At 48.7% G+C, this 6,710-nt stretch carries 6 protein-coding genes; all 6 read right to left on the bottom strand.

Going from position 1 to position 6,710, the window contains the following annotated elements; translation table 11 throughout:
• Nucleotides 1–88: 88 nt before the first annotated feature.
• Nucleotides 89–1,192, bottom strand: coding sequence for a Gfo/Idh/MocA family protein (locus tag VB081_RS06900; protein ID WP_323400093.1), 1,104 nt, complete (start codon nt 1,190–1,192; stop codon nt 89–91).
• A gap of 1 nt (nt 1,193) precedes the next feature.
• Entirely contained in the window at nt 1,194–2,102 is a 909-nt protein-coding gene (locus VB081_RS06895) for a glycyl-radical enzyme activating protein (protein WP_323400092.1), read from the bottom strand.
• A gap of 3 nt (nt 2,103–2,105) precedes the next feature.
• The gene (locus VB081_RS06890) at nt 2,106–4,400 is read right to left on the bottom strand and encodes a pyruvate formate lyase family protein (RefSeq protein WP_323400091.1); all 2,295 of its coding nucleotides are present in this window, start codon (nt 4,398–4,400) and stop codon (nt 2,106–2,108) included.
• A gap of 18 nt (nt 4,401–4,418) precedes the next feature.
• The gene (locus VB081_RS06885; protein ID WP_323400090.1) at nt 4,419–5,168 is read right to left on the bottom strand and encodes an N-acetylmannosamine-6-phosphate 2-epimerase; all 750 of its coding nucleotides are present in this window, start codon (nt 5,166–5,168) and stop codon (nt 4,419–4,421) included.
• 289 nt (nt 5,169–5,457) lie between these two features.
• On the bottom strand, nt 5,458–5,937 hold the full coding sequence (gene tnpA / locus VB081_RS06880) for an IS200/IS605 family transposase (protein WP_323400089.1): 480 nt from the start codon (nt 5,935–5,937) through the stop codon (nt 5,458–5,460).
• Between the two features lie 448 nt (nt 5,938–6,385).
• Nucleotides 6,386–6,710, bottom strand: a 325-nt coding sequence (locus VB081_RS06875) for a ribulose-phosphate 3-epimerase (RefSeq protein WP_442872712.1), incomplete at its 5' end; no start/stop codon positions are given.

The following is a 6,710-nucleotide window of genomic DNA, read 5'->3' as shown; positions in this document are numbered from 1 at the left end:
CAGCCTTGATCTTTTGGATCGTATCGTCGATCGTTTCAGGATAATATCCTGTAAAAATACCAGTCGCAATCATGTGTCTTTTCCTCCCTTACCCTATGATCTCACTTAAGTAGACAGTGCGTTCTTCTTCGATTGATTTATAACACGCTTCCACACACGCGATCGTATTCACATTATCTTCTGCGCTGATCTCCGGCTGTGTGCCGTCTTCTACTGCGCACAACAGGTTCGCCATCGTCCCCACGAACGCATCCGGAAACCACTGCGTGTCCCACTTAGGCTCGATCCATTCGTCCGGCCACGATCTGCATGTCATTTTAAGCGTGCTGCCCGCAAAGCCCTCGCGTTTGTGCCAGCCAAATTCGCCTTGTGCAAAGCCATCCAACCCTTCCACGCGCCAGCGGATGTAATTGTCCTTCTTACACGGTTCCTCTGGCCACGCCCACACATCGTCTAAGCTTGTCGCCATCATGCCGTCCTTATACTGGTAAGTGAACTGAACGATGCCGTCCGTATGCTCAAACTTTGTACGCGGGTCTGTGCGGCATACCGTGGTGATCTTTTCCGGATCACCGAACAAATAACGGAAAATATCCACGTGGTGGATGCCCATAGAGAATATCTCAAGCTTGTTATACGCGCGCAAAAATCCCTGCCAGTCAGGGATCGCACGCATATCGATGGTCGCGATCACCGGCGCGCCGATCAGGTTCTGGTCAAGGATATATTTCATTGCCCGCATAGACTGGTCGTAGCGCATATTGGAATTGACCGCAATAGGTATGCCTGATTCCTTTCCCAAACGAACGATCTCCCTCGCATCTTCTAAGGACATCGCAATGGGCTTTTGGCACAATATTCCTTTGATGTGCTTTTTTGTGCAGATATATCGAACCATTTCAAGCTGCACGTGCGGCGGTACGGCGATGTCGATGATCTCCACTTCCGGGTCGTCGACCATGTCGTGCCAGTCTTCATATATTTTCTCAAGGCTGTGCGCAGCGGCAACATCCTTGCTTTGATCAATATCCAGCGATGTGATTGCGTACGGGTTAAAGCCCGCCTTTTTGTAAGCAACCAGATGGCAGTTCTTCACAATGAAGCCCGCACCGATGATGCCGATCTTATAATCCTTTTTCTTGGGAAGCGTTGGCAATGTCGCCTCTTCCAGTCTTTTTGCCAGATCCTGCATATTAGCCTCCTATTTGTACCGTCAGTCCCATTTTCTCGCCCATCTCCTGATATGGCTTCAACTCTTCTTTGGAAATCATTTTATCGCCGTCCATCGTATATTCCCAGCCAAGCTGCTCATATTTTCGCCGTCCCAGCGTATGATACGGCAGCAGATGAACGGTCTTCACCCCGTATTGCTTCACCAGTGTAAATATCCCGCGCAGCGACTCCTCATCATAATTGAACCCCGGGATCACCGGAACACGCGCGATAACCCGTTCTGCACCCTTTGATACCGCATACGCGAAGTTCCTTAAAATGAGCGCCAGATCCCCGCCCACTACCTGCTTCAATTTGTCTGCATCGCAGTGTTTTATATCAAACAAAAAAGTATCGATGTATGGCTCTGCCTCTAAAAACATCCCTTCAGGGACATTTCCCGTCGTTTCGACCGCGGTATCAATATCCGCCTGCTTCGCCTGCCGGAGAAGCTCCAAAAACCCTTCGAATTGTACAAAAGGCTCCCCGCCGGAAACCGTCATTCCGCCACCTGTCGTGTCATAATAATCTTTGTCGCGCAGCACCGTTTTGATAATGTCCTCAACGTCCATGCCCTCGCCCGCATACACGATCGCCTCCGCCGGGCAATGCTTACCGCATGTCCCGCATACCACGCACTTTTCGCGGTCAAATGCCGGCCGTATGTCCTGCATCGTGATCGCACCGTGCGGACATACGCGCGCGCACGTTCCACAGCCGATACATTTGTGCTCCATATAGCGGAGCTGCCTTTTTAACTTTTGTGACTCAGGATTGGCACACCACGGGCAAAAGAGCGGACATCCCTGCAAAAAAACAGTTGTCCGTATCCCTTGTCCGTCGTGTATCGCAAAGCGTTCGATTTCAAGTGTTTTTAACTGCTGTGCCATATATTACTGTGCTTCCTTATCGTCGTAAAGTACCCTGCTCATCAGTTCCTGCTGGATATCCGGCTCGAGGTCTACGAACACTGCCGAGAACCCGCTCACGCGTACGATGAGGTTTGCATGATTTTCCGGATGCGCGACCGCGTCCTCAAGGTCGCCTTTGTTTACGACCGTGACCATCAGGTGACAGCCGCCCTTTTTGAAGTATGTCTTAAAGAGCGCCTTGATCATTTCACGGTTTTCATTGAACATGGACGGTGAGAATTTGATGTTCTGTACCGAACCACCGTGGTATTTTGCTTCGAATTTCGCAAGCGAGTTGAGCATCGCAGTCGGGCCGCTTGTGTTCGCGCCGCCCTGCGGGTTATTTGCCGGATTCATGTACTGACCCGAATACCGTCCGTCAAGCGACGCAGCTGTTTTCCTGCCCCACTCTGTATTGAGCTGGTTGTTTGAAATCACGATCAGGAAATACTGCATACCCGCCGCAATCCCCCGGTCTCGTATGCCCTGCGCCACAAAATGATACAAATCAAGCGCCATGCCGTCCGCGGTATCTAAGTCGTTGCCGTATTTATCACACTCCCAGCAATCCTTGCGTATCTGGTCATAGCCTTCGAAATTTGCGAGCGCCGCCTGATTTAATTCCTCGAGCGTATACTTCTTTGTGTCGTACACAAGGTGCTTGATGGCCCACAGCGTGTCCGACGTATTGATATTGCCGTATGTCTCGTTTGTCCCGCCGAGGTAACGAACACCACCATCAAGAAGCGCTTTGCCGCGCGCGATGCAGTCGTCCGTTAAGATACTCGTGAACAGGAATGATACCTGCTCGTTCATCAGCTTGTACGAATACATCTGCGCATCGACCGCAAGATCGAAGTAGTAGTTCAAAAGCTCTTTATAGTTACCGTACAGGTCGTCAAATGTCTTGAACTCACTTAACGGCCTGATCTTCACCGCTCCGCACTTTTTCTGTCCATCCATCGGATCGACCCCCTCGTTTAGGGTGATCGTCAGAAGCTTTAAGAGGTTCATGCACACATTGGGCGTACCCGTGCTCTGTCCCTGTATGACGAACTCCGTACAACCGAACGGCACATACTGCTCCGCCGCCTTCTCATCAATACGCATACCGTACATCACAGCCGGAATGTTCACGTCGTCGTTGTAGATCGTCGGATAGGTCGCGCCCGCACCAAGCGCGTCCAGCGCCTCGTCCCATATCTGCTCGGACATATCCTCCGTGATGCGCAGCGTGAACTGCGGCTCCACATAGCGGCAATTTTTGGCGACCTTCATCGCAATATGCAAAAACACATCCGCAGCTTCCGGGTTCCGCCTGCCGCGTCCGCCCACAATGATGCGTCCATTGACCGTCGTCCGGCGGTTTTCGATCATCGTCCATAAGGACTTCACATATTCGTAGGCTTCCTCTTCGGTGATTAGCCCTGTCTCCAGGTCATGCTTTAGAAACGGCCCCATGTAGTCGTCCAGACGGCCATAATTGATCACACCCGCGAGAAGCGCGTACAGCCAGAAAAGCTGCAGCGCCTGATGGAACGTTTCCGGCTTGTCGCTCTTAACCTTTTCCAAGCTGTCCCAGATGGTCTGGAGCTCTTTTTTACGCTTGGCGCCTGCGCCCTTCATATGGCGCCACGCCATATTCTGCAAATGCTCCGCGGTGGTTACGAACAAGTCGAGACACTTAAGCGCTGCCGTATAAAATTGGTTGTCCGGCGAGCCCTTCATTTGTTCCTGTATTTCGTTCCGAAGCCCATCGATGCCAAGGTCGATCAGCTTCTGGTAATCGAGCATCATACCAGAAAGCCGCGCGGTCGCGATCATCGGATAGTTCACGTCGATAAAACGCCCGATGGTATCTTCCGTCAGTACGTCCTTGCAGTAGAGCGTCTTTACATCGTGGTCGAGCCAGTAATCATAAAGGACGTCCACGCGTTTTTTCAGGCTTTCGTCCTCAAGTTCGTCCTTGAAAGCGAGCAGCTTATTAAACACGCAGTAATGCCCCACCCCACCAAGGGATGTAACGCAGCCAAAACCAATGGGCAGGAAATCGATCCGTCCGATGATCTTGTCTTCCGGCTCTATTTCGCGGAACAACGTCGGGTACAGTACATTCAAGCACTCCACCTCGCGCATTTCTTTCGCCTGTCCCGTGAACGCCTTATGCGCTGCTGTATATTGCTCCATGATCTCGAGTTGTTTGATAAGCGGCTTTTCGCAAGGGAATTTTTTGCTTACTTCCACATTCTGTGCGCCGTTCACGTCAAACTTAACCATTTCTTACTCCTTTTCCTTTTAGTGCTTTTTACGCTCTGCCTCGCGCCAGTTGTCCTGATATCCGCCCAGCAAATCCACAAAGCGTTTCGCCGTCAGATGCGGCCTTGTGATCGCGCTGCCCACAACTACGGAGTGCGCGCCCAGATACATACATTTCATCGCGTCTTCAGGCGTATAGATATGGCCTTCCATCACCATATACGCTTCGTCGCCCATCTCGCGGCACATACGTGCAAATTCACGCAGGTCGGGCAGCTCGATGTGCTTTGTTTCCTTTGTATAGCCATAGAGCGTCGGCCCTACGATGTCCGCGCCGTTATCGATCGCGCGTCTTGCTTCTTCATAATTTGATACATCCGCGAAAAGCATTGCTTCCGGAATTTCCTTTTTTACAACAGACAACAGCTCATATGCCGGTTTTCCCAGATGGTTGATCTGGTTCGTGCAGTCCATCGCGATGATCTCCGCACCCGCCTCCCATACCTGCACCGCAGATTCCAGTGTAGGCGTGATAAATACGTCTGTGTTGTCGTTCCAAATCTTATAAAGACCGATCATCGGTAGGTCTACCTTTTCTTTGATGGAACGGATCTGCTCGGGTGTGTTCGCACGGATGCCGACCGCGCCTGCCCATTTAGCGGCTTCCGCCATCTTTACGACCATTTCTTCCGAATAGATCGGATCGTCCTTCTGCACCTGACAGGATACGATAAGCCCGTTTTTGAATGATTCCAGTATTTCCCGTTTTCTTGCATCTGTTGTTTTCATTTTTTCTTCTCCATCATATGTTTTTTAATTAAAATCATACTGCTTTTCTTTCTATATTTAGTATATACCCGCCCTGTTGCAATTGCAATCTGTTTTTATCATTTTTTATCATTTATTTGCAGAAAACGCACGCATATTTGCTGCTGTAATCATCTTTTCATTTATCATTTTTTATCATTCAAATAAATATCCCCCGGCATAGCCGGGGGTATTTCATATGCGGGCATAGCCCTCTGTTGCCAGCAGCGCCCAACTAGGCGCATATCGGGCCTGACATCTGCATATTCTTTTACTTGCTACCCGTAAACGGGTCTCCTTTGAATGGGATTTTTAATTGTTCCCCCATTTTATCCTCTTCCAATTGATGTTTGATATATTCTTTGATTTTTGCAGTGTTTTTGCCCACTGTATCTACATAATAGTTCCTATACTTAAATTTTAGATTGCCGAATTTTTCATAGATCATCAGAGCACTCTTTCCCTTCAAATATCCTATCACTCCTGATACACTCATTTTCGGCGGTATCTCTAATAACATATGGATATGATCCTGGCATATTTTCGCTTCTATGATCACCACCCCTTTCCACTCACATAATTTCCTGAGTATTTCTCCTATTTCCCTGCGCTTTTCTCCATAAAACACTTGCCTTCTGTACTTCGGTGCAAATACGATATGATATTTGCACCGAACAACATTGTCAAGAGGTGAAATGATATTCTCTGTTCTTTGGGAAAGATCACGGGCGCAAAGCAGAGCTATATACATAGTCCGTCTTGCGTTCCGCAAGCCCGTCCTGTGCGTACATGGAAAGACGTTCCAACCCATAATCATACGAAACCATACTGAAAAAGCTCCTCTCGCATTGCCTCAAGCAATGCGAGAGGAGCTTTCTTTTAATTCGACTTGAAATTCGATGGGGCGTATTTATTAAATAGTAAATATGTTTTGTATTGTAACATTTTAAAATCCTCCATTTGGTACTTTTGGGGTTGACAGACCAAATTTATTTTACCAAATGGAGGATTTTATTTTGCCTCGCTCAAGCTTTTTCTGCACCACTGGCATAGCCAGTGGTTTTGGCTAGTTCTAACAAAGACTTTATCTGACTTTTGGACTTCACACAAAGTTTTACGCATGATCGTTCTGAGAATTTAAAGACTTCCTTTAGTGCAAACAATTTTACCGAGTAATCGAACCTTATCATTTGCAACTTTTAGCGAATGCAGTCCCGCATTTTTTGTGCAGCTGCCTCAATTGTCATATCCTCACGGAAGAGCGCGGACGTTCCCGCAACAAAAATGTCCGTACCCGCAGCGCGCATTTTTACCGCGTTTTCAAAGCTCACATTTCCATCTGCCTCAATCGCAACTTCGCATCCTGATTTCCGGATCGTCTGCCGTGCCTTTTCTATCTTGCGTAGTCCGGATGGTATCATTTTTTGTCCCGCAAACCCTGGATTAACCGTCATAATAAGCAGCACGTCAATATCCTCCATTGTATATTCCAGCATGTTAAGCGGCGTTGCCGGATTCAGCGCA

Source organism: Christensenella sp., from assembly GCF_034927525.1.
In the GTDB taxonomy this organism is placed as follows: Bacteria; Bacillota; Clostridia; order Christensenellales; family Christensenellaceae; genus Christensenella.
Note: the sequence above shows the minus strand (reverse complement) of the source record. Positions and strands in the feature narration are given on the sequence as shown.